Annotated in this window: 1 protein-coding gene; it reads right to left on the bottom strand. The window is 41.1% G+C overall.

Translation table 11 applies throughout. The features are described from left to right. On the bottom strand, positions 1-3,211 hold a 3,211-nt coding region (locus tag ACR2F7_RS10840; RefSeq protein WP_432713580.1), incomplete at both ends, for a hybrid sensor histidine kinase/response regulator.

Below are 3,211 nucleotides of genomic sequence, written 5' to 3'. Positions count from 1 at the left end.
GTTTCTTTTAAAAACGTCTCATCCCTGGAGGTGATGACAATCTCAGCAGGTTCCAACAGCAGTACTTTCTGTGGCTGACCAGTGGCTAACTTTTCAAACAGCTTCTTTCTGGACTTAATTAGGTTTTCAATTAAAGCCAGCAGGTATTCGGTATGAAAGGGCTTTGTCATGTAGCCGTCGGCGCCATATTTCATTCCTTCAATCTTACTTTCAACAGATGCCTTAGCCGTGAGCAGTACCACAGGGATATGACTGGTACGAATGTCATTCTTCAACAAGTCCAACATCTGTATACCGCTCATGTTGGGCATCATCAGGTCACTAATGATCAGGTCAGGCAACAGGTCAGTTGCTGCACTCCAACCTTCCGCGCCATCTGCTGCGCTTGCAATACGGTATAATCCTTCCAGTTTAAGGGAAAGAAAACGCTGTAATTCTGGATTGTCTTCAACCAATAGAACCAAAGGATATTGTATATCTAAAGGTACTTGAGGCTGGGCAATTGCATTGACTGGCCATTCTTCGTTCACAAAACGGTCGTTTCTATTTACAGCTTCAATATTCACAACTGCGCTTTTGTAGAATTCCTTTTTACCCTTCAGCTCCAGAATAAAAGTCATCCCTTCATGGGCATTGTTTTCTGCCCATAATTGCCCAAGGTGACTTGCTGCCAGCTCTTTAGATAAGGCAAGCCCAATTCCAGTTCCTTTTAAATGGTAATCTGCCGCACTGTTTCCCTCATAGTATACTTCAAATATCTCCCTCAGTTTATCTTCGGCCACTCCAGGTCCTTCATCTGTAACCCTAATTTCAATATCCTGATCGGCCGAAACCTTTAATACTACACTGATCTCCTTAAAAGGGGGACTAAACTTAAAAGCATTGGAAAGCAAATTGTAGACGATGATATCAACCTTTTCTGCATCAACCCATACCATGCTTTGTGCATTATCGGTGGGCAGCTTAAAAGTAATGTTCTTTTCAGCTGCCACGCTCAGGAAATGCTGACCAATTTCCCTAACTACCGCAGCAAGGTCTACTTCAGCAATTTTTAATTCCATTTTTCCATTCTGCACTTTACGGAAATCCAGCAACTGGTTGATAAAACGAATCATTCGGTTGGCATTCCGGTTAACAATATTAAGGTAATCCCTACCCTTAGCAGACAAATGCTCAGTCTTAGAAAGCTCTTCCAGTGGGCTGACGATTAAAGTTAATGGGGTCCTTAACTCATGTGAAATATTGGTAAAAAACGAGAGTTTAACTTCGGTTAATTTTTGTTCAACAACCACCTTATTTCTCAGCCGGATCATGGTAATGATAATGCGACGGGCTATGATACCCATTGCGATGACCACTAGAATGTAAACCAGGTAGGCCCATGTGGTCAGGTAAAAGGGATTGTTTACTATAATTACCAGGGTCTTCTGCGGGTTGTTTTCAAATAGACCCACATTCGTTGCTTTCACCTTAAAGACATATTTACCTGGCGGAAGGTTAGTATAGGTAGCCTTACGTGCGTCGTTTACATGATGCCATATCTTATCAAATCCTTCCAGTTTATAGGCATAGGTGATCTTGTTTACCGAACGGTAGTCTAACACCGCATAATCAATACTGATTGCATTCTGATCATGATTAAGTTCCAGCAGCTCGGTTTCATTAATCGCATATTTTAGCGGTGAGCCTTCCACACCTGGTAAAATATCTTTGTAATAAAGCTGGATCCTGGTCAGGGCCATTTTTGCTTTAATTTTTTGATCAGCAATGCTGGCAGGATCAAAAGAAATATATCCTGACGTAAAGCCGAAATACAATTTACCGGTTTGATCTGCAAAACTGGTGGCCTCGGCAAGCCTGCCCTTAGGCAAACCATCGTTAGAATCATAGTTTTTAAAAGTTTCTGTTCCAGGCTCAAATTTTGACAAACCGCTTTCTGTAGCTAGCCAGATGTGATGATTTTTATCATTCGTCATGCTCAATACCACATCATTTGCCAGACCATTCTCTGTAGTATATACTTTGAAGCTTACCCCATCAGGATGATGTTTATCTATCAAAACCTTATTTAAGCCTCCACCAAAGGTACCTAACCAGAGCTGGCCATTTTGATCTTCATGAATGTATTGGACATTGTTATTTCCAAGGCTGGAATGATCTCCGGGGATCTTTTTATAAGTGAGGAAACGATATTTATTAGGGTCTGGTGGGCCCGTACCAGTTTGATCAGGATGAAAACGCAACAATCCATTGCTTGTAGCAATCCATATATTACCCTTTCTGTCCTCCTTTAGATGCCTGATGACATTGTTCGTTGGTAAAGGATAATTTTTAAAGGAGTTTTGATGATTTAAGAAGACCTGTTTACCATTTTTTAAAGTAATAAGGTTTAACCCACCACCAAGAGTGCCTACCCATATGCGGCGCATATGGTCCTCCATAATGGTGTACACATGGTTACTGCTGATACTATTTTTATCTTTCTGGTTATTTTGAAAATTGCTGAGCTGGTAAGCATCATGCGCTGCATTTAAAGGTGTAGCTTTATATAAGCCATTACCACGGGTACCTATCCATACATTACCACGACTATCCTCCAGTAAGGAGTACACATTACCCAGTTGAGATTGCGAATGGTTTAAAACTTGTACAGGCTTACCCTTGTCATATATATATACCTTACCAGCCTTGGTGCATATCCATAGGCGACCTTTAACATCTTTCATCATCGCTCTTACGTCGTTTTCAGCGCGATTATGTGGTACTTTTACCGGCTGCCGAAAGTTAAAACGGTCGGTTAATGGAATTACTTTATTAATTCCACCATCTTTTCCACTTAACCACATCACACCCGATGGATCGATGAACAAACTGGTAATGATATTTGAAAATTGCTGGTCTGCAACACCGGGTTGGTCGTGAAAATAATCAACATGATCTGTCAGCGGGTTATAATAGCCAAATCCACCTCCTTTCAGACTCATCCAAACAGTACCATTGAGATCACTTAATACCTGGAAATCCCGGCTCGCACTTTCTATATCCTGCTGCTGCAGGAATGATTTGAATTTCTTGTTTTGTGGATTATACTTTACAATGCCTTTAGCTTCTGGTTCTATCCAGATTTGTCCACTGCCATCTTCATATAAAGAATGATAGGTGTCGGTGGGCGACAACCCTTGAAACTTGAATTTAGAAGACTGAGGATCAA

It is taken from the genome of Pedobacter sp., assembly GCF_045628745.1.
Classification (GTDB): Bacteria; Bacteroidota; Bacteroidia; order Sphingobacteriales; family Sphingobacteriaceae; genus Pedobacter.
Note: the sequence above shows the minus strand (reverse complement) of the source record. Positions and strands in the feature narration are given on the sequence as shown.